Below are 25259 nucleotides of genomic sequence, written 5' to 3' on the forward strand. Positions count from 1 at the left end.
ATGTTCGATGGAGGTCGTCGTGAGAGGGTTGGCACATGCCGGTCATCATCGACCCGCGCCGCCACGACGCGGTGCTGTTCGACCTGGAAACCGACCTCGGCTCAACGCTGGCCGCGCGGCTGCGTGACGTCGGGGTGGGCACCGCCGTCGTCCCCGCGGACGGCCCGGCGCGGGCGGCCGCGGACCTGAAGGTGCGCCCGGGCCGCGCCGTCGTGGTCTCCGGGGCGACGGCCGGCGTCGAGGCCGCCCGCGCCGCGGGATTCGCGTCGGTGATCGGCGTCGGGCCGGCCGGGAGCGCCGGCGCGCTGCGTGACGCCGGGGCCGACGCCGTGGTCAGCGACCTCGGCGAGGTCGACGTGCGCACCGGGGACCTTCGGATGTCGCAACTGCCGGATGCGATGGCGGCCCTGACCGACACCGCCGATGGCCTGGCCGACCGGCGGCCGGCCGTGTTCTTCGACTTCGACGGCACGCTCTCGGACATCGTCGACGACCCCGACGCCGCGCGGCCCGTCGCCGGGGCCACCGAGGCGCTGGCGAAGCTGGCCGCCGGCTGTCCGGTCGCGGTGCTGTCCGGCCGCGATCTCGCCGATGTGACGAATCGCGTTGGCGTGCCGGACATTTGGTATGCGGGCAGTCACGGTTTCGAGCTGACCGCGCCCGACGGGACACACCATCAGAACGACGCCGCGGCCGCGGCCATCCCGGTGCTCGAGCAGGCGGCGGCCCGGCTGCGCGACCAGCTCGGCGGAATCCCCGGAGTGGTGGTGGAGCACAAGCGATTCGGCGTCGCCGTGCACTACCGCAACGCCGAACGCGACCGCGTCGGTGAGGTGCTGGCCGCGGTGCGCGCGGCGGGGCGCCGCGACACGCTCCGGGTGACCACCGGGCGCGAGGTCATCGAGCTGCGCCCGGATCTGGACTGGGACAAGGGAAAAACGCTGCGCTGGGTGATCGATCACCTGCACCGGGCCGGGTCGGGATCACTCACGCCGGTCTACCTCGGCGACGACATCACCGACGAGGACGCGTTCGACGCGGTACACGACGATGGCGTTCCGATCCTGGTGCGGCACAGCGACGATGGCGACCGCGCCACCGCGGCGCTGTTCGCGCTGGACAACCCCGCGCGGGCCGCGGCGTTCACCGACCGGCTGGCCGATCAGCTCGAAGCCTAGTCAGGCGTATTCCACCGCGCCGTCGTCGAGCACCACGCGAACCCCGGAACCCTCGGCGCCGGACGCCTCGGTGCGAAACACCGCCTTGCCCTCCCCGGTGCGCCAGATCAGCGTGGTCAGCGTCTCACCGGGGAACACCGGCGAGGTGAACCGCGAGGCGATCGAGGTGATGTTGGCCGCGACGCCCCCGCCGAGCTCGGCCACCAGCGCGCGACCCGACACCCCGTAGGTGCACAGCCCGTGCAGGATCGGCTTGGGGAACCCGGCGAGCTCGCGGGCGAACCACGGGTCGCTGTGCAGCGGGTTGCGGTCGCCGGACAGCCGGTAGATCAGCGCCTGGTCCTCGCGGGTGGGCAGCGCGATCCGCGCGTCGGGCTCACGGTCCGGGAACTCCGGCGCGACCGGCCGCTGGCCCGGCATCCCCCCGAAGCCGCCCTCGCCGCGGATGACCAGGGTGGTGAGCGTCTCGGCGATCAGCTGCCCCGAGTCCGGGTCGGTGCCCCGGCCGCGCAACACGAGGATCGCGTTCTTGCCCTCACCCTTGTCCTGGATGTCGGCGACCTCGGACACCACCGAGAGCTTGCCCGCGGGCGGCAGCGGCGCGTGCAGCCGGATGCTCTGCGATCCGTGTAACAGCATGGCCCAGTTGAACTTTCCGACCAGGCCCGCCGCGCCGAAGGCCGGGCAGCAGATCACCGCGTAGGTGGGCAGCACCTGCTGGTCGATGTCGTGGCTGTTCTCGGTGGTGAACGCCAGGTCGTCGATCCCGGCGCCGACACCGAGCGCATAGAGCAGCGTGTCCCGGTCGGTCCATTCGAAGGGCATGGGTTCGGTCACCGCGCCGACGGCACTCGGGTCAATCGCCATCAGGGCCTCCTTTTCCAGAAATCGATAGCTTTTCCGCACGTAACCATCGCAAACCCTTCCCACCGAAGCCGTCGGCAGGGCAGGCTATCTCCCATGCCCAAGCGCAGCTGGTTCCGGAAGGCCTCGGTGGCGGTCGCCGCCCTCACCGCAACGGTAATCGTCGCCGGCTGCGGCGGCGGCTCGCCGCAGGCGCGGTCGATCACGGTGACGTTCGTCCGGCACGCCCAGTCGGAGGCCAACGCCGCCGGCACCATCGACACCGACGTGCCGGGCCCGGGTCTGACCCCGGAGGGCAAGGGGCAGGCCGAACAGATCGCGCACCAACTCGGCCGCAAGGACTACGACAGCGTCTACGCCTCCACGATGACCCGGACGCAGCAAACCGCCGCGCCGCTGGCCGCCGAACTCGGCAAGCAGGTCGAGATCCTGCCCGGCATCCAGGAGATCAACGCCGGCTGGTACAACGGCAAACCCGAGTCGATGGCGAAGTCGACCTACCTGGTGGCCCCGGCGAACTGGATCAAGGGCGACGTGTCCTACAGCATCCCCGGCTCGATCAACGGAAAAGAGTTCAACGACCAGTTCACCGCGGCCGTCAACAAGGTCTACAACAGCGGCCACCGCAACCCGGTGGTGTTCTCGCACGCCAACTCGATCATGGTGTGGACGCTGATGAACACCCGCAACGGCAAGGAAAGCCTGATGAACACCCACCCGTTGCCCAACACCGGCCGCGTGGTGATCACCGGCAACCCGATGACCGGCTGGACGCTGGTCGACTGGGACGGGATCCGCGACTTCCACAGCTAGTCGGCAGATCGGCAGTTGACGTGGGCGGCTGCCGACGCCACCATGTCCTCATGCGGTATGTCGTTACCGGCGGTACCGGGTTTATCGGTCGCCGCGTCGTGTCTCGTCTTCTTCAATCCCGGCCCGACGCGCAGGTGTGGGTGCTGGTGCGACGGCGGTCGCTGGGCCGCTTCGAACGGCTCGCGGCGGCGTGGGGTGATCAGTGGGGCGATCGGGTCAAACCGCTGGTCGCCGAGCTGCCGGAGCTGGACCTGAGCGACGAGGTCCTCGCCGAGCTGGGCGAGATCGACCACGTGGTGCACTGCGCGGCGATCTACGACATCACCGCCGGCGAGTCCGAGCAGCGCGCCGCCAATGTCGAGGGCACCCGCGCGGTGATCACCCTGGCGCAGCGCCTCGGCGCGACGATGCACCATGTCTCGTCGATCGCCGTGGCGGGTGACTTCCGCGGCGAATACACCGAGGACGACTTCGACGTCGGCCAGCGACTGCCGACGCCCTATCACCAGACCAAGTTCGAGGCCGAACTGCTGGTGCGTTCGACGCCCGGCCTGCGCCATCGCATCTACCGCCCGGCGGTGGTCGTGGGCGATTCGCGCACCGGCGAGATGGACAAGGTCGACGGGCCGTACTACTTCTTCGGCGTGCTGGCCAAGTTGGCCGTCCTGCCGTCGCTGACCCCCATCCTGCTGCCCGACACCGGCCGCACCAACATCGTCCCTGTCGACTACGTCGTCGACGCGCTGGTCGCGCTGGCGCACGCCGACGGTCGTGACGGGCAGACGTTCCACCTCACCGCCGAGAAGACGATCGGCCTGCGCGGCATCTACCGCGGCGTGGCCAAGGCGGCCGGGCTGCCGCCGCTGCGCGGGTCGCTGCCCCGCTCGGTGGCCGCCCCCGTCCTCAACGTGCGCGGCCGGGCCAGGGTGCTGCGCAACATGGCGGCCACCCAGCTGGGCATCCCCGCCGAGGTGTTCGACCTCGTCGACCTGCCGCCCACCTTCGTCAGCGAGAAGACCCGAAACGCCTTGCGGGACTACGGGATACGGGTTCCCGAGTTCTCCTCCTACGCGCCCAAGCTGTGGCGGTACTGGGCGGAACACCTCGATCCGGACCGCGCGCGCCGCGACGATCCGCGAGGACCGTTGCACGGCCGGCACGTCATCATCACCGGCGCCTCCAGCGGCATCGGCCGGGCCTCGGCGATCGCGATCGCCGAGCGCGGCGCCACCGTGTTCGCGCTGGCCCGCAACGGCGCCGCGCTGGATGAGCTGGTCGCCGAGATCCGCGCCAATGGCGGTGCCGCCCATGCCTTTACCTGTGACGTCACCGATTCCGCGTCGGTGGAGCACACCGTCAAAGACATCCTGGGGCGCTTCGACCACGTCGATTACCTGGTGAACAACGCCGGCCGCTCGATCCGCCGCTCGGTGGTCAACTCCACCGACCGGCTACACGACTACGAGCGGGTGATGGCGGTCAACTACTTCGGCGCGGTGCGAATGGTGCTGGCGCTGCTGCCGCATTGGCGCGAGCGGCGATTCGGCCATGTCGTCAACGTGTCGAGCGCCGGCGTGCAGGCACGCAACCCCAAATACAGCTCCTACCTGCCGACCAAGGCCGCGCTGGACGCGTTCTCCGACGTGGTCGGATCCGAGGTGCTGTCCGATCACATCACCTTCACCAACATCCACATGCCGCTGGTGCGCACCCCCATGATCGTGCCGTCGCACCGGCTCAACCCGGTCCGGGCGATCAGTCCCGAACGCGCGGCGGCGATGGTGGTGCGCGGGCTGGTGGACAAGCCCGCGCGCATCGACACCCCGCTGGGCACGCTCGCCGAGGCCGGAAATTACTTCGTCCCCAGGACTTCTCGGCGCATCCTGCACCAGCTCTATCTCGGCTATCCCGACTCGGCCGCGGCGCGCGGGCTGGCACCCGCCGCCCAAGCGCCGCCGCCGGCCGTGCGCCGCAAGCCCAACCGGCCCGTCCGCGCCGTCACCGGCGGCCTGCGCACGCCGCGGGGCGTCAAGCGGCTGGTGCGCCGGGTGCCCGGCGTGCACTGGTGATCACTTCTGCAACGTGAACTGGTTGACGTCGACGTAGCCCACCCGAAAGGCGTCGGCGCAGCCGGTCAGATATTTCATGTACCGCTCGTAGACTTCCTCGGACTGCACCGCGATGGCCTGCTCCTTGTGGGCTTGCAGCGCGGCGGCCCAGATGTCGAGGGTCTTCGCGTAGTGCGGCTGCAGCGACTGGATGCGGCTCACGGTGAAGCCGTTCGCGGTGGCGCGCTCCTGCACCATCGGTATCGACGGTAACCGCCCACCCGGAAAGATCTCGGTGACAATGAATTTGATGAACCGAGCGAATTCGAACGACAGCGGCATGCCGCGTTCGGCCATCTCGGTCGGGTGCAGACCGGTGATGGTGTGCAGCAGCATGACCCCGTCGTCGGGCAGCAGGTTATGCGCCATGGTGAAGAACGCGTCGTAGCGCTCGTGCCCGAAGTGCTCGAAGGCGCCGATGCTGACGATCCGGTCGACCGGCTCGTCGAACTCCTCCCAGCCCTGCAGCAGGATCCGGGCGGAACGGCGGCTCTTCGACTGCGCGATCAGCCGATCGACGTGCTCGGCTTGGTTGCGGCTCAGGGTGAGGCCGACAACGTTGACGTCGTATTTCTCCACGGCGCGCATCATGGTGGCGCCCCAGCCGCAGCCGACGTCGAGCAACGTCATGCCCGGCTGCAGCCCGAGTTTGCCGAGGGCGAGGTCGATCTTGGCGATCTGCGCTTCCTCCAGCGTCATGTCGTCGCGCTCGAAGTAGGCGCAGCTGTACGTCTGGGTCGGGTCGAGGAACAGCCGGAAGAAGTCGTCCGACAAGTCGTAGTGGGCCTGCACGTCGTCGAAGTGCGGCGTTAACTCAGTGCCCTCCGGGGGCTCCGACGTTGTGGGCATCAGCTCAGCCTAATAGCCGTGATGGCTATGTTGTAGACAATGAACGCTCCCGTTTTCGTCGACGTCGACACCGGCGTGGATGACGCGCTGGCCCTGATCTACCTGTTCGCCAGCCCGGACGCCGAGGTGATCGGCATCGCCTCGACCGGTGGAAACGTCGGCGTGGAGCAGGTTTGCGAAAACAATCTCGGCCTGCTGCGGCTGTGCGAGGTCACCGGCATACCGGTTTCGAGAGGCTCCGATGAAACCCTGACCGGACCGATGTGTTTGCCGTCAAAAGTCCACGGCCCCAGGGGATTAGGCTACGCCGAGCTGCCCCCGGGTGGGGACGGGCTCACCGACTACGACTCGGCGGACGCGTGGGTGCGGGCTGCGAAGGCCCACCCCGGGGAGCTGATCGGCGTGGCGACCGGCCCGTTGACCAATCTGGCGCTGGCGCTGCGCGCCGAACCCGCCCTGCCGTCGCTGCTGCGCCGGCTGGTGATCATGGGGGGTTCCTATGACCACCGGGGCAACACCACCGCGGTCGCGGAATGGAACATCAGCGTGGACCCGGAGGCCGCGGCCGAGGTGCTGGCGGCCTGGGGCAAGGAAACCGTTGGGCGCCAACGGCTTCCGATCCTGTGCGGGCTGGACTTGACCCGTAAGGTCGCGATGACACCGGAGCACCTGGCCCGGCTGGCGGCCACCGCCGGGTCGACGACCACGCCGCTGAGCGAACACGACGAACGCGCAACCCGGTCCACGGCGTCCAACCCCCTGATCAGGGTGATCGAGGACGCGACCCGGTTCTACCTGGAGGCCTACCACGACCTCGGCCACGGGTATCAAGCACACATGCACGATCCGGTCGCCGCCGCCATCGCGCTGGATCCGGGGCTCGTGACGACCCGGCCGGCGACGGTGGACATCGAACTGACCGGGACCCTGACCCGCGCCATGACGGTGACCGACTGGTCGGGTCGTCGAGAACCCAACGCGCTCATCGGGATTGACCTCAAGGGTGGGACCGCAGCGGCGTTCTTCGATCGGTTCATCGAGCGGGTGGGCCCCTTCGCGCGCCGGTTAGCCGATACCCCATGAAGTTTCGTGCCATCGAGCTGATCCGGGCGGGGTGGGGCGGCGTGCTGCTGGCCGCCCCCGCCGAGGTGCTGAGCCACATCCACGGGGTACGGGTCGACCGCAAGGCGATCGTCGTCACCCGGATCCTGGGCGCTCGCCATCTGGTCCAGGCGGCGTTGTCGGGGGTCGACCCCGGGCCGGAGGAGCTGGCGGCCGGGGTCTGGGTCGACACGGTGCACTCGGCGACCGCGCTCGGCCTGGCCCTCGTCGACCGGCGCCGGGCCCGCGGCGGGGTGACCGACGCCGTGGTCGCGGCGTCGTGGGCGGGCCTGGGGTGGCGCCACCTGCGCACCGGCCAGGCCAGGACCGGCGCTCTGCGCGGCCGCGACCGGCTGGCCCGCGCCGTTCTGCGGGCGTTGCCGGGCGGCCGCGCCCTGGTGGCGCAGGCGCAGGCGGTACGCGCCGATTAACGCCACGCCCTTGACGTCAGGGACAATGAGGGTTTGTGTTGGCATGATTTGGTGGGATGAGTGGGGCTCGGCGTCAATTCGTTAGCAGCTCTCATCAAATGAAAGGTTTCGGAAGTCATGGCGGAGCTGGTTACGGGGAAAACGCTGCCGAACGTGGTCGTCACGGGCATTGCCATGACGACCGCACTGGCGACCGACGCCGAGGCCACGTGGAAGCTGTTGCTGGACAGGCAAAGTGGTATCCGCAAACTCGAGGACTCGTTCGTCGAGGAGTTTGACCTGCCGGTGCGCATCGGCGGTCATCTGCTCGAGGATTTCGACGGCGGACTCACCCGCGCCGAACGCCACCGGATGGGCTACCTGCAGATGATGTCGACCGTCCTGGGCCGGCGGGTCTGGGAGAACGCCGGCTCGCCCGAGGTCGACAGCAACCGGCTGATGGTATCCGTCGGCACGGGTTTGGGCTCGGCGGAGCAAATCGTGTTCAGCTACGACGACCTGCGCGCCCGCGGGATGAAGGGTGTCTCCCCGCTGGCGGTGTCCAAGTACATGCCCAACGGGGCCGCCGCGGCGGTGGGCCTGGAGCGGCACGCCAAGGCCGGGGTCATCACCCCGGTGTCGGCGTGCGCGTCGGGTTCCGAGGGCGTCGCCCAGGCGTGGCGCAACATCGTCTTCGGGGAGGCCGACATCGCGATCTGCGGTGGCGTGGAGGTCAGGATCGAGGCCGTCGCGATCGCGGCGTTCGCGCAGATGCGGATCGTGATGTCCACGAAGAACGACGACCCCGTCGGCGCGTGCCGCCCGTTCGACCGCGACCGGACCGGCTTCGTGTTCGGCGAGGCCGGCGCCCTGATGGTGATCGAGACCGAGGAGCACGCCAAGGCCCGCGGGGCCAACATCTTGGCCCGCATCATGGGCGCCAGCATCACCTCCGACGGCTACCACATGGTGGCCCCCGACCCCAACGGCGAACGCGCCGGGCACGCCATGACCCGCGCCATCCAGCTCGCCGGCCTGTCCCCCAGCGACATCCACCACGTCAACGCCCACGCCACCGGCACCTCGGTCGGCGACGTCGCCGAGGGCAGGGCCATCAACAACGCCCTGGGCCCCCACGGCGGCAACGCCGCCGTCTACGCCCCCAAGGCCGCCCTGGGCCACTCCGTGGGCGCCGTGGGCGCCGTCGAATCGATCCTGACCGTGCTCGCGCTGCGCGACCAGGTCGTTCCCCCGACGCTGAACCTGGAAAACCTCGACCCCGAGATCGACCTCGACGTGGTGGCCGGCAAACCCCGCCCCGGCAACTACGAGTACGCGATCAACAACTCGTTCGGATTCGGCGGACACAACGTGGCGACCGTCTTCGGACGCTACTGACGCGCGCATAGCGAAGCGCCGTCCGCGGCGGACCCGTGGGCGGCGCAACGCCTGGCCCCCAATACCTTTCGTCGGCCGCGCTGACCCCGCCCTTCGGGCGCCCGCTGGGGTGCGACGCGGCGCACCCGATAACCGCGACGACCCGCCCGTTTGACCTCCGCTGCGGAGGGTAAGCAACCGATCGTGGCCGCCTGCAACCGTTGCCACTGGCACACCCGTCGGTGGACGGTCGATGGCGTTGATCCGGTTGATCCACACAGCCGAAGGAATCGAACGGCGAGCTGGCCGCTGGCCGGACCGGAGGAGGGATCATGCCGAAAACCGCAGACTTCATCGTCGATCGCCTGCGCCAATGGGGCATCCACCGAATATTCGGCTATCCCGGCGACGGGATCCTGTCGATGCTCGGCGCGCTGGATCGGGCCGGCGGCGACCCGGAGCTGATCCAGCCCCGTCACGAGGAGATGGCCGCGTTCATGGCGACCGGGCACGCCAAGTTCACCGGCGAGATCGGTTGTTGCCTGGCCACGTCCGGCGGCGGCACGATCCACCTGCTCAACGGCCTCTATGACGCGAAGCTGGACCACCACCCCGTCGTCGCCATCATCGGTCAGCAGAAACGGATGTCGCTGGGCGCGGCGTTCCAGCAGGAGATCGACCCGCTGTCGCTGTACAAGGACGTCTCGTCGGACTTCGTGCAGATCTGCATGGCGCCCGAGCAGGCGCGGCAACTCGTCGACCGGGCGTGCAAGGTGGCGCTGAACAACCGCACGGTGGCGACGATCATCCTGCCCGAGGATGTGGGCGAGTCCGAGGCGGTCCCCTCGCCGCCCCGGATGCACGGCGCGGTCTACACCAGCGTCGGCTGGACCAAGCCCAGGGTGATTCCGCCGCAATCCGAGCTGGAGAAGGCGGCGCAGATCCTCAACGAGGGCAAGAAGGTGGCGATGGTCGTCGGGCAGGGCGCCGCCGAGGCCGTCGACGAAGTCATCCAGGCCGCCGAACTGCTCGGCGCCGGCGTGGCCAAGACCTCGCTGGGACGCGCCGTGCTGGCCGACGACCTGCCGTACGTCACCGGACCGATCGGGCTGCTGGGTTCGACCGCCAGCCACGCCATGATGTCCGACGCCGACACCCTGTTCTTCGTCGGCACCAGCTTCCCCTACGCCGAATGGCTGCCCGAGGAAGGCCAGTGCCGCGGGGTCGAGATCAACCTCGACGGCCGGATGATCGGGACCAGGTACCCGATGGAGGCCAACCTGGTCGGGGACTCCAAAAACACGCTGCGCGAACTAGTTCCGCTGCTGCAGCGCAAGGACGACAGGTCATGGCGAGACCGGATCGAAAAGGAGGTCTCCGAGTGGTGGGCGGTGCTCGACAAGCGGGCGCACGACAAGGCCGATCCGCTCAACCCCGAGCTGGTGGCCCATGAGCTGTCAAAACGACTGCCCGACAACGCCATCCTGACCACCGACGCCGGTTCGGTCGCCAACTGGTGGGCCCGGCACCTCAAGATGCGCCCGGGCATGGCGGCGTCGCTGGCCGGAAACCTGGCGACCATGGGGCCGGGGACGCCGTATGCGATCGCCGCCAAGTTCGCGCATCCGGGCCGTCCGGTGATCGCGCTGGTCGGCGACGGAGTGTTCCAGATGAACGGGCTGGCCGAGATGATCACCGTCAAGCGCTACAAGGATCGGCTCTCCGACGGACCGCTGATCTTCTGCGTCTTCAACAACGAAGACCTCAACCAGGTGACCTGGGAGCAGCGCGCGATGGGTGGCGAGCCGAAATTCGAAGGCTCGCAATATATTCCGGATGTTCCCTACGCCGAGTTCGCCAAGCTGCTCGGGCTGACCGGCATCCGCTGCGACGATCCGAAAAAGATCGGCGAGGCCTGGGACCAGGCGCTGGCGGCCAGCGGTCCGGTGGTGCTGGAGGTGGTCGTCGACAAGGACATCCCGCCGGTCCCGCCGCACATCAAGAAGATGATGGCGAAGAAGACCGCCAAGGCCGTCGTCAAGGATCCCGACCGGGTGAGCATCGCCAAGAAGGGCGCCAAGCAGAAGATGCACGAGTTCACCGAATCCATCAAGAGCGTCGGCGGTAGGGGCGACAACGAATGAGCCTGCTCAAGGCCGATCAGTCGCGGACCATCCCGGCCCGCCCCGATACGCGCTTCGTCGCCGGGATGGCCACCGTCGACAAGGTCAACGTCACCGGCCTGGAAAATCAGCTGCGCCGCCACGTCAGCGGCGAAGTGCGGTTCGACACGGCCACATTGGCGATGTACGCCAACGACGCGTCGAACTTCCGGCAGGTTCCGATCGGGGTCGTGGTTCCCAAGACGATCGAGGACGTGGTGCAGACGGTTCGGGCCTGCCACGCCTACCACGCCCCGGTGCTGTGCCGTGGCGGCGGCACAAGCCTGTCCGGGGAAACCGTCAATGTGGCGGTGGTGATCGACTTTTCGAAGTACCTCACCGACATCATCGACATCGACGCGCCACGCCGGCTGGCCACCGTGCAGACCGGGGTGATCAACGAACAGCTCAACAAGGCCACCGGCGAGCACGGGTTGGTGTTCGGCCCCGACCCGTCGTCGCATTCGCGGTGCACCCTGGGCGGCAACATCGGCAACAACTCCTGCGGGGTGCATTCGGTCCAATCGCGCTTCTACGGACCGGGGCCCCGCACCTCCGACAACACCCACGCGCTCGACATCGTCACCTACGACGGCGCCCGGTTCACCGTCGGCGTGAACGAGGAGAAGGACCTCGACGCCATCATCGCCGCCGGCGGCCGCAAGGGCGAAATCTATGCCGCGCTACGGGATTTGCGTAACGAGTACGCCGACGACATCCGCAAGGGGTACGCCGACGTCGAAGAGGTGCCCCGGCGGGTGTCCGGCTACAACCTCGACGAGCTGCTGCCCGAGCGGGGGTTCAACGTCGCCCGCGCCCTGGTCGGCACCGAAAGCACCTGCGCGGTGGCCCTGACCGCGACGGTGATGCTCACCCCGGCCATGCTGCACCGCACGGTGGTGGTGGTGGAGTTCGATTCGCTCGGCGCGGCCGGTGACCTCGCGCCGGAGATGATGGAGTGGAAGCCGATCGGGATCGAGGCCGTCGACCACATGCTCGTGCACGACCAGGAACTCACCGGAACCAATGCCGCCGGCCGGGCCGCGTTGCCGCGCCCGGATTCCCACGGCGCCTGGCTGATGATCCAGTTCGGCTCCGACGAGCCGCACGAATCACTCGATCGGGCAGAGGAATTCGTTCGCTGGCTGAAGAAGAAGAAGCACGTCGAGGACGACCGCATCGTGCTGGCCCGCAGCAAGCAGGACGGCGGGAACAGCGCCGAGCTGTGGGCGATCCGCGAAGCGGGGCTGGGCTCGACGGCGTTCCCGGTGGACAGCGGCAATCACTGGCCGGGGTGGGAGGACTCCGCGGTCCCCTGGCGGCGGGTCGGTGACTACGTGCGTGACCTGCAGCAGCTCTACGCCAAACACAACCTGCGCGGCGCCATGTACGGCCACCTCGGGGAGGGCTGCATCCACTCGCGGGTCGGGTTCGACCTGCGTCACAAGGACGGTCTTGTCAACTACCGCAACTTCATGGAGGAGGCCGGTGACCTGGTCGCGTCCTACGGCGGGTCGATGTCCGGCGAGCACGGCGACGGCCAGCAGCGCGCCGAGTTGCTGCACAAGCAGTACGGTCCGCGGCTGATGGAGGCCATGCGCAAGTTCAAGCTGATCTGGGATCCCGAGTGGAAGATGAACCCCGGCAAGGTGATCGACCCGTACCGGTTCGACGAAAACCTCAAGCTGGGCACGGATTACAATCCCCCGCGGCCGCAGGTGAAGTTCGCCTACGCCGAGGACCACGGCGACTTCTCGCATGCCGCGTTGCGCTGCGTCGGGGTCGGCAAGTGCCGGGTGCCCGAGGCGCAGGACACCATGTGCCCGAGCTACCAGGTGACCAGGGAGGAGAAACACTCCACGCGGGGCCGGGCGCGGCTGCTGTTCGAGATGCTGCGCGGCGAGGTGATCACCGACGGCTGGCAGTCAGACGAGGTCGCCGACGCGCTGGACCTGTGCCTGGCCTGCAAGGGCTGCACCAGCGACTGCCCGGTCGAGGTGGACATCCCTACCTACAAGGCGGAATTCCTCTACCACCACTTCCGGTCGCTGCGCCGCTGGCGGCCGCGGTATGCGTACGCGTTCGGGTTCATCGACCGGGCCGCGCGGTTGGCCAGTGCCATCCCCGAGGTGGCGAACTTCGCCACCCAGACGCCGGTGCTCTCCCGAATCGCCAAGGCGGTGGGCGGAATCGACCGCCGGCGGCCGCTGCCCACCTTCGCGCCGATGACGCTGCAACAGTGGTTCTCAAAGCGCCCCGTCGTCAACCCCACGGGGCCGCGGGTGATCCTGTTCCCCGACACCTTCAACAACCGCCTGCACACCGACGTCGGGGTGGCGTGCGTGGAGGCGATCGAGGCGGCGGGCTGGCGCGTCGTCATGCCCACCGGACACATTTGTTGCGGCCGCCCCCTGTATGACTACGGCTTTCTCGACGTCGCCGAACACTATCTACACGACGTGTTGGCGCAGCTGCGCAGCGAAATACGCGCCGGCACACCGATCGTCGGCATGGAGCCGAGCTGCCTGGCCGTCTTCAAGGACGAACTCAAGAAGCTGCTGCCGCACGACGACGACGCGGACCGCTTGGCGCGCAACAGCTATCACTTCGCACAGTTCTTCACCGAGTTCGACCTCGGGCCGCCCAAGGTGTCCTCCAACGGGTCGGCCGCCCGGGCGCTGCTGTGGGGCCACTGCCACCAGCGGGCCACCGGCGGTGTCGACGCAGACCAGCAGGTGCTGCAGAAGATGGGCATCGACGTGCAGCCTGTCTCCGGCGGATGCTGCGGGCTGGCCGGCTCGTGGGGATTCGAGCAGGGCAAGTACCAACTCTCGCTCGACTGCGGCGAACAGGCGCTGCTGCCGACGATCCGACAGAACTCAGATGCCCTGGTCGTGGCCAACGGATTCTCCTGCCAGACGCAGATCCGCGACTCCGGGACGGCAAACGCGCTGCACCTGGGCCAGATCATGGCCATGGCGAACACCTCGGCCGACATCGGTTCCACGTCGCCGCCGGCCCGGCCCGAGCCCGACTCACGAACGCGCGCCACCCGGATCGCCGTGCCGGTGGCCGCGGCGAGTGCGGCCGCGCTGGCCGGTGCGGCCGTGGCGCGACAGCTCTGGACGACGCGGGGCGCGAGGGGCGCTTAGGGACCGGCACGGGGGGCTTAAGCCGTTTGGTGCACGGGGTGCGGGGTACTGGACCGACTATGGCCTTCGCCGACTATCAAAAAGAGCTGTACGACCAGTCGCTGCACGGAAACCAGCCGCAGTACCCGATCAGGTTCGAGGACCTGGAGAAAAAGGCGGCGGCGGCGATGACACCGAAGGTGCTGCAGTACGTCGCGGGCGGCGCCGGTGACGAGCACACCCAGCGCGCCAACTGCGCGGCCTTCAAACGGTGGGGGCTGTACCCGCGGATGGGGATCGCCCCCGAGGAGCGCGACATGTCCGTCGAGCTGTTCGGCATGAGGTTTCCGTCTCCGATCTTCATGGCGCCCATCGGCGTCATCGGGGTGTGCGACCCGGATGGCCACGGGGACATGCTCTGCGCCCGGGCCTCGGTCCGCACCGGCGTCCCGTTCTTCGTGGGCACGCTCACCTCCGACCCGATGGAAGATATCGCCGCCGAACTGGGCGATACCCCGGCGTTCTTCCAGCTGTACACGCCGCCGGACCGCAAGATGGCCACCAGCCTGGTGCACCGCGCCGAGGCGGCCGGCTTCAAGGCCATCGCGGTCACCCTGGACACCTGGGTCACCGGCTGGCGGCCCCGCGACCTCAGCGGGGGAAACTACCCCCAGGTGCCCAGCGGGTGCCTGGCCAACTACACCAGCGATCCCGTTTTTCGCTCCCGCTTGAGCCGGGACGAAGACGCCACCGAGGCGGCGGTGCGCAAGCTGCCCATTTTCGGCGGCCCGTTCCGGTGGGACGACCTGGAGTGGCTGCGGGCGGAGACCGACCTGCCGCTGATGGTCAAGGGCATCTGCCACCCCGACGACGTTCGCCGCGCCAAAGACATTGGCGTAGACGGCATTTACTGCTCCAACCACGGCGGCCGGCAAGCCAACGGGGGGCTGCCCTGCCTGGATTGCCTGCCCGACGTGCTCGAGGCGGCCGACGGGCTGCCCGTGCTGTTCGACTCGGGCGTGCGCAGCGGGGCCGACATCATCAAGGCGCTCGCGCTGGGGGCGACCGCCGTCGGGATCGGCCGCCCCTACGCCTACGGGCTGGCCCTCGGGGGCGTCGAGGGCATCGTGCACGTGCTGCGCTCACTGCTGGCCGAAGCGGACCTGATCATGGCCGTCGACGGATACCCCTCGCTCAAGGACCTGACCCCGGAGGCGCTGCGGCCCACCTACTCGTAGCTGCCCTCGAGGTACCAGCGCCGCTGGCGATAGCACAACAGCAACGCACGCTCGCTTTCCAGCAGGATCTGGGCGCGGGCGGTGCGGCCCGACCCTTGACCGGCCGCACCGCCCGCGGGCCGGTCGTCCCACCACCGCTCGTCGACCGGCCAGGGGCCGGCCCACCAGCACAGCCGCTCGTCTCGGCCCTGGCTGATCATGCGGGCGGGGTCGGCGGAGAACAGCCCGCGGTTGGTCACCCGTATCGGGTTCCCTTGGGCGTCAAGCAATTCCACCGGATCGTCCAGCAGCACCGCCGGTGACGGCTCGGGCAGCCGGCCGGGCCACGGCAGATCGGGATCGGCCCGCGGCACCGGCTCGTCGCCCAGCGGGATCAGCGTGATGCGCTCGGCCGGCCCGCGACCACCGGACAGCACCGGCACTCGCACCGCCTCCGGGCCGAGCAACCCCTGCACCCGCACCAGCGCCCGGCGGGCCCGCAGCCTGTCCTCCTCCCCCAGCCCACCCCAGAGCGGCAACTGCAGCGCCTCGGCGGATACCACCTCCACCGCCTGCAGTCGCAACAGCGTCACCGCGGCGGTGGGCCGTGGATCGCGCGCGGTGCGATTGCTCAGCCACCCGTCGAGCTGCCAGCGCACCCGGTCGGCGGTGGCGTCCTCGGTCAACGGCTCGGCGCACCGCCACACCCGATGGCGTTCTTCGCCGTTGGCGGTGACGGCGTGAATGGCCAGCCGGGTGCATCCCACGCCGGCGGCCATCAGCGCCTGATGCAGCGTTCCGGCCAGCGAGCGCCCGGCGAACGCCGCGGCGTCGACCCGGTCGATCGGCGGATCGCAGTCCAGCACGGCCTCGAGCTCGGCCGGCGGCTCCCGCCCGGAGGGCGGCCGTTCGGGCTCGCCGCGGGCCAATCGGTGCGCGGTCACCCCGTCGGCGCCGAACCGGGAGGCCACGTCGCTGCGCGACAGCGCGGCGAACTGCCCGATGGTGCGAATCCCCATCCGCCACAACAGGTCCGTCAGCTCTTCCCGGCCCGGACCGGACAGGCTCGGCTCGGTGGCGAGTTGGCGGATGGACAGCACCGACAAAAACCTCGCGTCGCCTCCCGGCTCGACGACACGGCCCGCCCGCGCCGCGAAGACCGCGGTGGACAACTGGTCGGCGATCCCGACCTGACACTCGGCGCCGGCGGCGGCCACGGCATCGATCAGTCGTTCGGCGACGACGGTCTCGGACCCGAAATAGCGGGCCGCCCCGCGCACCGGCAACACCAGGAGCCCGGGCCGCAGCACCTCGGCGCGGGGCACCAGGTCATCCACCGCCGCGATCACCGCTTCGAAGAAGCGGGCGTCGCGGTCCGCGTCGGCGGTGGTGACATGCAGCTGCGGGCACCGGGCCGCCGCCTCCCGGCGTCGCAGCCCCCGGCGCACCCCCACCGCGCGGGCGGCCGACGAACAGGCGACCACCCGGTTGGCCAGCGTGACCGCGACCGGGACGGTCGCGGACAGATCCGCGGCCGCCGCCGCCGCGACCGCGGGCCAATCCATGCACCAGATTGCCAAAACCCTTGAACCAGAGGGGGTTACCACCGGAGTTCACCCCGCTCGCGCTTGGGTCATCACCCGTCGTCCCGCACACATCCCGCTGACCTGCAGCCGCACCCCGCTGATCCGCCCGAATCCGGGGGCGGGCGTTCCCCAGTGCGGGGTGATCTCATAGCCACAGACCCGGGCCGCCAGCCGCGTCGGCGCGCCCTGCCAATCGCCTCCGGTGACCAGCAGGGTGCAGCCCTTGCTGCGGGCCCGCGCCACCACCGCCCGCGCCCGCGTCGGCGGCACCCGGCGCCCGCCCAGCCCGAGGACCACCAGATCCATGCCGTCGACGAGCACCGCGGCCACCTCGACCGGATCGGTTCCGGGATCCGGTATCACCGCGAGCCGGCTCAGGTCCGCCCCCATCTCCGCGGCGGCCAGCAGCCCGATGTCCGGTTGGCCGACGATCGCGGCGTTGCCACCGGCCGCCGTGACCGCGGCGACCATGCTCAACAACAGCGACCGGGCACCCGAGAGCACCGCCACCGTTCCCCGCGGCAGCGGCGCCGGCAGCAGGTCCGCCAGCCACTGCGGCAGCGCCAGCTGGGACTCCGAGTCCAGCAGGTCGTCGGGGACGGTCGGCCCGGCCTTTTTCGAGGAGATGCTCGCCATCCGCCGTCGAAGCGATTCGAGCTGCTCAGCGCGGGTTTCTTCGCGGTGGCTGGAGGCAAAAGCCGCGGTCATGACCTGCCTCCTTCACCGGGTGTTCGAAAGTATGTTCGAAGTAAACACCGGCCCTCTGACAACCGTCAAGCAACGTGAGGGGCTGCTTTATGCGCTCGGTGCCGGTGTGGCTGATGGTGTTTTCGGGCGTGATTTTTTCGCCGGCAGCGTCCCACTCCGTCGACGCTGACCATGTCAATGGGACGGCCGCCGGCGGCCCCGGCGGCGGCCGGCGTCGCCCCACGTCTCGTCCCACAAGTCCCATCGGCCACACCAGACCCTGGCGGAGGGCGCACCGCGTGTGCCCACCTCCGAGCGACAACACGTTTCCGCTGGTCATGGGCCCACCCGAGATTGTCGCTCGGAGGTGGGCACAACGCCTGTCCGCCCGCGCAGCGACTCCTGTGGCGCCCGTTACCCATGTTGTGCGGCGCCGCTCCGCGGCCAGAGTTCTTCGCTTCCGACACCAGCTGTTCGAGCTGCACGCCGACGAGACGATCGCCCACAACGGCAGGCGGCGGCTCAGCCCAGCACACGCACCGGCACGTTGTTCCAGCCGATGACGTTGGTCATGGCAACCCGGCGCAGCCCCTCCCGCACGATCGCGTAGCGCGGCATGTGATCCAGCAGCTTGTTCAGCGCGACGGCGCTCTCCATTCGGGCCAGCGCGGCGCCCAGGCAGCTGTGCACCCCGTAGCCCAACCCCAGGTTCTGCGCCTGGCTGCGGTCCCGGTTGATGTCGAAGATATCCGCGTCGGTGAACGCCCGCTCGTCCCTGTTGGCCGAACCCACACAGAGCAGGACGGGGTTTCCGGTGGGAATCGTAGTGCCATGCAACTCAACGTCTTTCATGGTGTACCGCACCAGGTACTGTGCGGGCGCCTCCCACCGCAGCAACTCCTCGACCGCGGCGGGAATCCGGCTGCGGTCGTCGAGCAACATCTGCCATTGATCTGGGTGCTCGGCGAAAGTGACCACCGCGTTGCCCACCAACTTGGTGACCGTCTCGGCGCCCGCCCCGCCCAACATCGAAGCGAAGCCGGCGATCTCGACGTCGTCGAGTTTGGTTGCCACACCGTCGCGCTCGACTTCGGCGGCGATCAGATCGCTGATCATGTCGTCCTGCGGATTGGCGTGCCGTTCTTGGATGATGTTGTAGTAGATCAGTCCGGTCTCGATGCCGGCCCGAACGCCCTCTTCGGGCGTCGCGACGTTGCCGTACTCCCGCTCCAGCGTCTTGTCCAGGAGAAGGCGGACCTTCTGGCGGAGCTCGGCGGGAACGCCGAGCAGCCGGGTGATCACTTCCACGGGAAACAACGCCGAAAAGTCCTGCACAACATCGAATTCGACGGGATCGGCCGCGGCGAGAAATCGTTCGATCTGTTCGACGACCAGCCGTCGCTGGCGTTCGATGGCGCGCGGCGTGAACACCTTGTTCACCAGGTTGCGCATCCGGCGGTGCTGGGGCGGGTCCATCATGATGATCAGGGGCGGCACGGGATTACCGGACTGCACCATCTCGAGATCGACCCCGCGCGAGGACGAGAATGTTTCGAAGTCTTTGATGGCCGCCGCGACATCGGCGTGACGGGTCAGCGCATAGAAGTCGTAATGTTCGTTGTAATAGACGGGCTCCTCGTCGCGCAGGCGCCGGTAGGTGGCATAGGGGGCGTTGAAGAAGTCGTTCGAAAACGGGTCAAAGACAACTTTCGAGGCGGTCAACGCGTCCCCCTGGATCCACCGCCGGGCAGACCGGCCGCGGCGCGAATCTCACGGCGGGCCACCGCCGGGTCGGTGTCCGGGAATACATAGTGGCTCAACGCGATTCGCGCGATCGCCCCGGCCAGGTTGCGGCTGTTGACCGCGGTGTCGAAGCCGTCCTCGCGAGCGCATTTCTCCAAGACGGGCAGCAGCCCTTCGATGATCATGGGTAACGCACGGGCCATCTGTTGATGGGCGAAGCCGGGCTCCAAGTCGAGCTGACGCCCGGGTGGCTGCTCCTCTACGAACGTCGCCACGACGTCGATCGCGGCTTCCAGTCGCGCGACTCCGGTCACCCCGATCATCGCCCTTTCCATTGCGGTGCTGAAGCGCCGGTACTCCTGCTTTCCCAGCGCGTCGATGAGATCCTCTTTGCAGTCGAAGTAGCGGTAGATCGTCGGCCGCGACACCCCCGCCAGCGCCGCCACGTCCGACAACGACAATTTCCGGGCGCCCGTACGCAACACGAGCCGTCGCGCGGCGTCGAGTATCCGATCGCCCAGATCGCCGTGCTCGGAACCGGATCGGCGCGTTTCGGCTGTCGACGCTTTCATGCGGCCACCGGATCGAGCCGGCCGAGTTCGCGCAGCCAGGGGATCAGCAGGCGCAGCCCGTCGTCGAAGGACATCGGGTCGTAGCCCAGCCGCCTGGTGGTCAGGTTGTCGTCGGCTCTGGGCTTGCGAACGTCCTTGGCCGCGGCCTCCGCGATGGCCATCAAGGTCGGCCCGAACTCTGCCGTCAACGCTTGCGGGTCCGACCGATAATCGAGATCTTCGACGCGGTGCTCGATTTCGGCGATCTCGCAGGCCCGGTTGATGCCCGCGGCGGTGCTGACGGTGTCCTGTGGCTGGCCGATCAACAGATAGCGCTCACCGGCCACCCCACGGTCCAACGCCGCGATCGAGCCCTTCGCGACGTCCCTGCCCGCCACCCACGTCACGGGAAACGCGAGATAGCGCTTGATCTTTCCGCGCATGCCGGCCAACAGCACCCGGTTGAAGCTAGTCCGGTGCAGGGCCCGCTCCACCACCGGCGCCGGCCCGAAGATCGCGCCGGGGTGACAGGTCAGCACGTCCTCGCCGGCGGCGGCACGTTGGTGCGCCTCGAGGAACGCGGCGAGCTTGGTGACCGTATAGGGGTCGTCGGGCGGGTGCTGCAGAACGGGAGCCTCTTCGAAGTCGAGGTCCGTGCTCAAATCGATGAACGTGGCCGTGCTCAGGGCGACGACCCTACGCATGCCATGGCTTTTCGCCGCGTCGAGCACGTTGGTGGTGCCGATCATGTTGACCGCTTTGAAATCCTCGAGGTCCTGACTGGCCCCGCCCAGCAGCGCCGCGCAGTGGATCGCCGCCTCGGCGCCCTTGGCCGCGCGAAGCACGTCGTCGGCGTTGCTGATATCGCCCTTGACCAATTCGACGCCGATGGCGGCCAGCGCCGCGGCCTCGTCCGGGTTGCGAACCAGCGCGCGGACGTGGTCCCCGCGCTCGATCAGCTGTTCGCAGACGTTGCCGCCGGTCTGGCCGGTGGCACCGGTGACGAAGATGGTGTTGCCCATGGCGGCGCCCCTTCCCCTGACTACATATGCAACAGATCAAGTAAATATCGTAACGCTTGACTTGCTATTACTCTATGATTAATCCATGGCGCTCGATCCGGCAAGCATCCTTTTGACCGACCGTGTCGCCGTCGTCACCGGCGGCGGCGCGGGCATCGGTCGCGGCATCGCCGTCGGATTGAAGAAATTTGGCGCGAAGGTGGCGATCTGGGAGCGCAACCCCGAATCGTGCGCGGCGGCCGCGGCCGAGATCGGCGCGCTCGGCATCCCCGCCGACGTCCGCGACAGCGCCGCGGTCGACGCAGCACTGGCGCAGACCACGGCCGAACTCGGTCCGGTCACGATCTTGGTCAACAATGCCGGTGGCGTCTTCTGGTCCCCGATCCTCGACACCAGCGAGAACGGCTGGGACGCGCTGTACAAATCCAACCTGCGCCACGTCTACTTGTGCACCCAGCGGGTCGCGCGCGGCCTGGTTGAGCGGGGCCTGGCGGGCAGCATCATCAGCGTCACCTCGATCGAAGGCGTCCGCGCCGCACCGGGTTACGCCACCTATGCGGCGGCCAAGGCCGGGGTCATCAACTACACCAAAACCGCGGCCCTCGAACTCGCGCCCCACGGGATCCGGGTCAACGGCCTGGCCCCCGACATCACCTTGACCGAAGGGATCATGCACGTGGCGCCCCCGGGCTCCGAAGAGCGGTTCGGGCTCACGGTCCCGATGGGACGTGCGGGCCTGGTCGACGAGATGGCCGGTGCGGCAGTGTTTCTCGCGTCCGACATGTCCAGTTACATCACCGGCCAGACGATCCATGTCGACGGCGGCACCCACGCCGCCGGTGGCTGGTACCACCACCCCGAGACCGGCGCCTACGCCCTGGGGCCCACCAACAGCTAGGACGAACCCATGCCACGCATCGCGCCGGTCCCGATGGATCGATTGAGCACGGCTTCGCGGCGCATCGTGGAGGCGGGCGTGGCAGACGGCCGCTACGCCACACCGGTGCCCTTGCAGATATTTGCTTACCGCAGTGCGCAATTGGCCCAGGTGGATATGGCCAGAACACACCTGGGAGCGGACACGCTGCTGGGTGGCCGGATATTGGAACTGCTGCGCATACGCAGCGCCCAGCTGGGCGAGTGCGAGCCGTGCAGCCAATCACGCAAGCACGAGTCGATCACCGAGGACGACGTGGCGTGCCTGCTGGCACCACAGCACGACTCGTTGACGCCGCAGGAACGACTGGCCGTGGAATTCCTGGACCGCCTGTCGGGCGACCATCATTCGATCGACGACGAGTTCTATCGGCGATTGGGCGAGCATTTCACCGCCGCCCAGATCGTCGAACTCGGCTTCACCTGCGCCTCGACGATGGGGCTGCACCGCTTTCTGCACACGCTCGACGTGTACGGCGAATCGATCCCGGTCATCGACTACTCCCCTGACCAGGTCGATGCTGCCCATCCGCAAGGGCAGCGCTGATCGCTTCGGGCGTCAACCCCAGGCCGCCGAGGCAGAAACGCTGCACGCGATCCCGGATCTGGTCGGGGTCCCGGCTCGCCGTCGCCCAGTGCCGTTCGACATTGGACCACACCACGCCCTGGATGGAGAGCGCCTCAACATCGGGATCGATCTCGGGAAATATGCCCAGATCCCTTCCGCGCGCGAGTTCTTGGACAAGCGGGTGCAGTATTTCGCGGTACGCGGGAGCAACGATTTCGGGGGCGGCGAACATCTGGCGTTGCGCCTCGATCGACATCTGGCGTAGGTCCGCCCGGATCTGCTGATTGAAGGCGAGGTCGAGTCGGCCGGCGATCCACGCCAACACCGCACGAACCGGATCGACTCCCGACATGCGTTGCTGCAGCCGCGCGACCTCACCGCGGGCCATCTCCAGGAACACCGCCGCAACCAGCTGATCCTTGGAGTCGAAGTGGCGGTAGAACGCCCGGGTGCTCAGCTGCGTCCTGCTGAGCAGCGCAGCGACCGACAGCGCCTGGACCCCTTCGGTCCGAACGACTTCGGCGGCGGCGGACACGATCGCGGCGTGTACCTGCGGATCGGGTTCGAGTTTCTGGCGCCCGCCGGTCCGGTCAGGCCGAAGCATCGTAGGTGGCCATGTAGTCGCTGAACGCTTCGTGCACGCGTTCCGGCGTCAACCCGTAGTCAGCCAGGTCGTAGGTGTGGGTGCCGCGGTGACCGGGCTTGTGTTCGTCCGCCCACTGGCGAACCTTGGCCCGCGCCGAGTCGGTGAACGTCAGACCGAGCTTTTCGTAGCTGTCGGCCACGGTCGCGACCGGGTCGGTTTGCAGGGCGGCAAACGACACGTCGACAAACCGTTCGTCACCGAACTTCCTGCGGAATTCCATGGCCCGCCGCATGCCTTCGGCCCACCATGCCAGTTGCTCGGCGCCGAGCTCTTCGGGATCTTTTCGGTCGCTGCTCCAGCTGCGGACGTAGGCGATGAGGCTGCACACCGACCCCAGCACCCTGGCCGGATCACGGTGACTCCACAGGAATTTCGCATTCGGATACGCGTCGACGAACGCGTCGAGGGCGAACATGTGCACCGGGGTTCGCAGGTGCCACAGGTTCGGCTTGCAATGCCACTGCAGCAATTTGAGCACATCCTTGTGGAAGGCGTACGTCTCGCGCATGTCGCTTCCCAGCAACCATTCCACGTAGCCGGGAACGCGCACCACGCCGTCGAAGTGGAAGGTGCGAAAGCTCATCCCCATCAGGTCCTGGCATTCGGTCGCGGCCTCGGGCTCGTTACTGTTCATGGCCCGGAAGTCGGGAAACATCTGCTCGATCATCGCGATGCCCTCGGCGGCCTGCGCGATGCGCGGGTCGCTGCGCTGCGTGGCCGCCTCGGGCGGCGGGGTGGGCGCCTGAGATTCCCACACCCGCAGCGACCTGAATTGTGGGTCGGCAGAAACCAATTGGCTCAGGGCGGTGGTGCCCGTGCGCGGCAGACCGAGGACGACGACCGGGCCCTCGACCACCTCGTCGGCGATCTCGGGGTGCTGCTTGTAGGTTTCCACGATCTTCAGCCGCTGGATGAGGGCGTTGCTGATGGTGGCGTGCTGCATGACGCGGCCGAGGTCGTTGAGTTCGGCTTCGGTGTTCAGGGCATCGACGGTGCGCTCGAGGCCCTCGCGGTAGTAGGACGAGCCGAAGTCCTCGAGCCCGGTGGCCGCCCGCGCGCCGTCTTCGAGTGCGTCAGCGGAAAAGCTCATCGGTAGAACCTTTGGTGTACGGCGCGGCGGCGGGCGTCGATGACGTGCGCGCGTTCGGCGGACGTGGTCATCGTGGTGTCGGCCGGGAGCGCCGCCACGACGTCGTCGACCTTCACGACGCGCGTGTCCGGCACCGGCGCGGTTTTCGTTCGGACGCAACGCAAGAGCATCGCACCGTTGCTGTGGCCGGCGGTGTCGAGCCAGTTCGCCACTCCGGGATCCGTCGCGGAAATGACGGCGCGGAAGGCCCCGTCGGGGTCGATGACCGCCTGATGCCCGTTGAGGCTGGACTGATGGCGGCCGTAGTGGATCGTCTCCAACCACGGGTTACCCAGCGAGATGCTCCAGTAGACCCCGTCGGGCGGTTGCACCTCCAGGATGAGCGCCTCGTCGGGCTCGAGCTCGAATCGTCCGATGACGGGCCGGTTTTCGGCTGCCGCTCCCATCTCCGTCATGTCCATTGGGGGAATGAATCCGTTGGCGGGCGGCATCGCACCGAAGTCGAGGAAGAACTTCAGGTTGTCGTGGACGAAGTCCCCCAGCGCGTAAAGCTGTTGGGCGACCGAGGTATCCAGCTCGACCGAACGGACTTCGGGTACCACTTCGTCACCGACGCGCTCGATGCGCAGCGACGCGGGAACCTCGGTGTCCCAGTCGTAGAAGAAGTTCCGTACGGTCAGCGTCGGATGCTCCCCGGCCAGGAGCAACCAATTGCCCTCGTGCTCGTCGGCCGAGAGGATCGCCTCGAAGCGCCCGTCCGTGTCGACGTCGAGGTCGTCGACGAGGCAATTGGCGGTGGCAGCGATTCCGTCCATGGTTTGCAACCCGACGTAGCGGGCCGTCCCCCGGTTGCCGAAGAGCCGATAGGTCTCGCCCGCGCGTAGGCTCGCGTTCAGGTACACGCAGTCGGGGCATTCCAGGCCCCAGGTGACGACGTCGTCCATCCTGGCGCGATTGACGGCGAGCACCGGGTCGGGATCGGCGCGCAGCGCCATGTCCGTGCCGACCGCCAGGAGCACCATCAGGTGCCGCATCCCCGACGCATGGTCGAGGCGGTTCTTGTTGACCGGTGTGCTCCGGACGAGTTGTTCGGCCGCGTTCAGTCGCTCCTGCAGGTGCGCCCACGCCTGGGCGAGGTCGGCCGCCGGGCCCTCCCCCGGTGACAGCGCCGCCTCCGCGATCGAGTGCGGCAGCCAGGCCATCGGGTTCTTCCAGGCTGG

At 68.4% G+C, this 25259-nt stretch carries 21 protein-coding genes; 11 read left to right on the plus strand and 10 right to left on the minus strand.

Translation table 11 applies throughout. The annotated features are described in order from the left end of the window. Positions 1-35 precede the first annotated feature (35 nt). A complete protein-coding gene (gene otsB / locus W7U_RS16620; protein ID WP_008260078.1) occupies positions 36-1178 on the plus strand; it encodes a trehalose-phosphatase in 1143 nt (380 codons plus the stop codon). Here the strand turns inward: otsB and W7U_RS16625 are convergent, their stop codons facing one another. Next, entirely contained in the window at positions 1179-2045 is an 867-nt protein-coding gene (locus W7U_RS16625; RefSeq protein WP_008260079.1) for a MaoC family dehydratase, read from the minus strand. A gap of 93 nt (positions 2046-2138) precedes the next feature. Here W7U_RS16625 and W7U_RS16630 point away from each other — a divergent pair, with 93 nt between their 5' ends. After that, positions 2139-2855 (plus strand): histidine phosphatase family protein, encoded by a 717-nt coding sequence (locus tag W7U_RS16630; RefSeq protein WP_008260081.1) that lies wholly within the window; start codon positions 2139-2141, stop codon positions 2853-2855. Positions 2856-2905: 50 nt separating this feature from the next. Further along, positions 2906-4924: an SDR family oxidoreductase gene (locus W7U_RS16635; protein WP_008260087.1), complete on the plus strand. Its 2019-nt coding sequence runs from the start codon at positions 2906-2908 to the stop codon at positions 4922-4924. Here W7U_RS16635 and cmaA1 read toward each other — a convergent pair whose 3' ends face one another. Further along, a complete protein-coding gene (gene cmaA1 / locus W7U_RS16640; protein WP_014712303.1) occupies positions 4925-5812 on the minus strand; it encodes a cyclopropane mycolic acid synthase CmaA1 in 888 nt (295 codons plus the stop codon). Between the two features lie 39 nt (positions 5813-5851). Between cmaA1 and W7U_RS16645 the strand changes: the two genes are divergently transcribed. The 6 genes from W7U_RS16645 (at position 5852) to W7U_RS16670 (ending at position 15231) form a co-directional block, all read left to right on the plus strand. Continuing rightward, positions 5852-6895, plus strand: coding sequence for a nucleoside hydrolase (locus W7U_RS16645; RefSeq protein ID WP_008260091.1), 1044 nt, complete (start codon positions 5852-5854; stop codon positions 6893-6895). After that, a complete protein-coding gene (locus W7U_RS16650) occupies positions 6892-7344 on the plus strand; it encodes a hypothetical protein (RefSeq protein WP_008260093.1) in 453 nt (150 codons plus the stop codon). The genes W7U_RS16645 and W7U_RS16650 overlap by 4 nt, the downstream gene beginning before the upstream one ends. Positions 7345-7461: 117 nt before the next feature. Next, on the plus strand, positions 7462-8721 hold the full coding sequence (gene kasB, locus W7U_RS16655) for a 3-oxoacyl-ACP synthase KasB (RefSeq protein ID WP_008260105.1): 1260 nt from the start codon (positions 7462-7464) through the stop codon (positions 8719-8721). A gap of 311 nt (positions 8722-9032) precedes the next feature. Beyond that, complete coding sequence (locus W7U_RS16660) at positions 9033-10844, plus strand: thiamine pyrophosphate-requiring protein (RefSeq protein WP_008260106.1); 1812 nt, start codon at positions 9033-9035, stop codon at positions 10842-10844. Continuing rightward, on the plus strand, positions 10841-14014 hold the full coding sequence (locus W7U_RS16665; protein WP_008260108.1) for an FAD-binding and (Fe-S)-binding domain-containing protein: 3174 nt from the start codon (positions 10841-10843) through the stop codon (positions 14012-14014). Before W7U_RS16660 ends, W7U_RS16665 begins: the two co-directional genes overlap by 4 nt. Before the next feature lie 59 nt (positions 14015-14073). Then, positions 14074-15231 (plus strand): alpha-hydroxy-acid oxidizing protein, encoded by a 1158-nt coding sequence (locus W7U_RS16670; protein WP_008260109.1) that lies wholly within the window; start codon positions 14074-14076, stop codon positions 15229-15231. Here W7U_RS16670 and W7U_RS16675 read toward each other — a convergent pair. From W7U_RS16675 to W7U_RS16695, 5 genes are all read right to left on the minus strand, one after another. Next, complete coding sequence (locus W7U_RS16675) at positions 15222-16775, minus strand: DNA polymerase Y family protein (RefSeq protein WP_008260110.1); 1554 nt, start codon at positions 16773-16775, stop codon at positions 15222-15224. The genes W7U_RS16670 and W7U_RS16675 overlap by 10 nt on opposite strands. 48 nt (positions 16776-16823) lie before the next feature. Next, positions 16824-17504, minus strand: a complete 681-nt coding sequence (locus W7U_RS16680; RefSeq protein ID WP_008260111.1) for a hypothetical protein — start codon at positions 17502-17504, stop codon at positions 16824-16826. Between the two features lie 501 nt (positions 17505-18005). After that, complete coding sequence (locus W7U_RS16685) at positions 18006-19205, minus strand: cytochrome P450 (protein ID WP_008260112.1); 1200 nt, start codon at positions 19203-19205, stop codon at positions 18006-18008. Further along, positions 19202-19798 (minus strand): TetR/AcrR family transcriptional regulator, encoded by a 597-nt coding sequence (locus tag W7U_RS16690; RefSeq protein ID WP_008260113.1) that lies wholly within the window; start codon positions 19796-19798, stop codon positions 19202-19204. Before W7U_RS16690 ends, W7U_RS16685 begins: the two co-directional genes overlap by 4 nt. Further along, positions 19795-20799, minus strand: a complete 1005-nt coding sequence (locus W7U_RS16695; protein ID WP_008260115.1) for an NAD-dependent epimerase/dehydratase family protein — start codon at positions 20797-20799, stop codon at positions 19795-19797. The genes W7U_RS16690 and W7U_RS16695 overlap by 4 nt, the downstream gene beginning before the upstream one ends. An 85-nt stretch (positions 20800-20884) precedes the next feature. On the opposite strand from W7U_RS16695, the gene W7U_RS16700 reads away from it, so the two are divergent. Both W7U_RS16700 and W7U_RS16705 read left to right on the plus strand, forming a co-directional pair. Further along, positions 20885-21697 (plus strand): SDR family oxidoreductase, encoded by an 813-nt coding sequence (locus W7U_RS16700; protein ID WP_008260117.1) that lies wholly within the window; start codon positions 20885-20887, stop codon positions 21695-21697. Positions 21698-21706: 9 nt separating this feature from the next. Next, the gene (locus W7U_RS16705; protein ID WP_008260118.1) at positions 21707-22282 is read left to right on the plus strand and encodes a carboxymuconolactone decarboxylase family protein; all 576 of its coding nucleotides are present in this window, start codon (positions 21707-21709) and stop codon (positions 22280-22282) included. On the opposite strand, the gene W7U_RS16710 is transcribed toward W7U_RS16705, so the two are convergent. Genes W7U_RS16710 through W7U_RS16720 form a run of 3 tightly spaced genes read right to left on the minus strand, consistent with a single transcriptional unit; the run spans position 22227 to position 25241 of the window. Then, positions 22227-22907, minus strand: coding sequence for a TetR/AcrR family transcriptional regulator (locus tag W7U_RS16710; protein ID WP_008260120.1), 681 nt, complete (start codon positions 22905-22907; stop codon positions 22227-22229). The two genes, W7U_RS16705 and W7U_RS16710, sit on opposite strands and share 56 nt — an antisense overlap. Continuing rightward, entirely contained in the window at positions 22894-24039 is a 1146-nt protein-coding gene (locus W7U_RS16715; protein WP_008260123.1) for a sulfotransferase, read from the minus strand. Before W7U_RS16715 ends, W7U_RS16710 begins: the two co-directional genes overlap by 14 nt. Then, positions 24036-25241, minus strand: coding sequence for a DUF1214 domain-containing protein (locus tag W7U_RS16720; RefSeq protein WP_008260126.1), 1206 nt, complete (start codon positions 25239-25241; stop codon positions 24036-24038). The genes W7U_RS16715 and W7U_RS16720 overlap by 4 nt, the downstream gene beginning before the upstream one ends. Between the last annotated feature and the right edge of the window lie 18 nt (positions 25242-25259).

This window comes from Mycobacterium sp. H4Y, assembly GCF_000364405.1.
Taxonomy (GTDB): Bacteria; Actinomycetota; Actinomycetes; order Mycobacteriales; family Mycobacteriaceae; genus Mycobacterium; species Mycobacterium intracellulare.

Bases quoted from the DNA above. Each gene is read 5' to 3' on its own strand.
- otsB (WP_008260078.1), top strand. From the start codon at position 36: ATGCCGGTCATCATCGACCCGCGCCGCCACGACGCGGTGCTGTTCGAC.
- W7U_RS16625 (WP_008260079.1), bottom strand. From the start codon at position 2,045: ATGGCGATTGACCCGAGTGCCGTCGGCGCGGTGACCGAACCCATGCCC.
- W7U_RS16630 (WP_008260081.1), top strand. From the start codon at position 2,139: ATGCCCAAGCGCAGCTGGTTCCGGAAGGCCTCGGTGGCGGTCGCCGCC.
- W7U_RS16635 (WP_008260087.1), top strand. From the start codon at position 2,906: ATGCGGTATGTCGTTACCGGCGGTACCGGGTTTATCGGTCGCCGCGTC.
- cmaA1 (WP_014712303.1), bottom strand. From the start codon at position 5,812: ATGCCCACAACGTCGGAGCCCCCGGAGGGCACTGAGTTAACGCCGCAC.
- W7U_RS16645 (WP_008260091.1), top strand. From the start codon at position 5,852: ATGAACGCTCCCGTTTTCGTCGACGTCGACACCGGCGTGGATGACGCG.
- W7U_RS16650 (WP_008260093.1), top strand. From the start codon at position 6,892: ATGAAGTTTCGTGCCATCGAGCTGATCCGGGCGGGGTGGGGCGGCGTG.
- kasB (WP_008260105.1), top strand. From the start codon at position 7,462: ATGGCGGAGCTGGTTACGGGGAAAACGCTGCCGAACGTGGTCGTCACG.
- W7U_RS16660 (WP_008260106.1), top strand. From the start codon at position 9,033: ATGCCGAAAACCGCAGACTTCATCGTCGATCGCCTGCGCCAATGGGGC.
- W7U_RS16665 (WP_008260108.1), top strand. From the start codon at position 10,841: ATGAGCCTGCTCAAGGCCGATCAGTCGCGGACCATCCCGGCCCGCCCC.
- W7U_RS16670 (WP_008260109.1), top strand. From the start codon at position 14,074: ATGGCCTTCGCCGACTATCAAAAAGAGCTGTACGACCAGTCGCTGCAC.
- W7U_RS16675 (WP_008260110.1), bottom strand. From the start codon at position 16,775: ATGGATTGGCCCGCGGTCGCGGCGGCGGCGGCCGCGGATCTGTCCGCG.
- W7U_RS16680 (WP_008260111.1), bottom strand. From the start codon at position 17,504: ATGACCGCGGCTTTTGCCTCCAGCCACCGCGAAGAAACCCGCGCTGAG.
- W7U_RS16690 (WP_008260113.1), bottom strand. From the start codon at position 19,798: ATGAAAGCGTCGACAGCCGAAACGCGCCGATCCGGTTCCGAGCACGGC.
- W7U_RS16695 (WP_008260115.1), bottom strand. From the start codon at position 20,799: ATGGGCAACACCATCTTCGTCACCGGTGCCACCGGCCAGACCGGCGGC.
- W7U_RS16700 (WP_008260117.1), top strand. From the start codon at position 20,885: ATGGCGCTCGATCCGGCAAGCATCCTTTTGACCGACCGTGTCGCCGTC.
- W7U_RS16705 (WP_008260118.1), top strand. From the start codon at position 21,707: ATGCCACGCATCGCGCCGGTCCCGATGGATCGATTGAGCACGGCTTCG.
- W7U_RS16710 (WP_008260120.1), bottom strand. From the start codon at position 22,907: ATGCTTCGGCCTGACCGGACCGGCGGGCGCCAGAAACTCGAACCCGAT.
- W7U_RS16715 (WP_008260123.1), bottom strand. From the start codon at position 24,039: ATGAGCTTTTCCGCTGACGCACTCGAAGACGGCGCGCGGGCGGCCACC.
- W7U_RS16720 (WP_008260126.1), bottom strand. From the start codon at position 25,241: ATGGCCTGGCTGCCGCACTCGATCGCGGAGGCGGCGCTGTCACCGGGG.